This is a genomic window from Flavobacterium potami (assembly GCF_020026915.1).
GTDB lineage: Bacteria > Bacteroidota > Bacteroidia > Flavobacteriales > Flavobacteriaceae > Flavobacterium > Flavobacterium potami.
On record NZ_JAINUY010000105.1, the window covers coordinates 1 to 257 of the forward strand.

1 rRNA gene is annotated in these 257 nt (G+C 53.7%); it reads left to right on the plus strand.

From position 1 onward, the window contains the following. A 16S ribosomal RNA gene (locus tag K6T82_RS24905) occupies positions 1-257 on the plus strand; the annotation flags it as partial.

The window sequence follows — 257 nt, forward strand, 5'->3', positions numbered from 1 at the left end:
CGGTTTGGAAACAGACCTTTCGCAAGACAGTTTACAAGGTGCTGCATGGTTGTCGTCAGCTCGTGCCGTGAGGTGTCAGGTTAAGTCCTATAACGAGCGCAACCCCTGTTGTTAGTTGCCAGCGAGTGATGTCGGGAACTCTAACAAGACTGCCAGTGCAAACTGTGAGGAAGGTGGGGATGACGTCAAATCATCACGGCCCTTACGCCTTGGGCTACACACGTGCTACAATGGCCGGTACAGAGAGCAGCCACTGG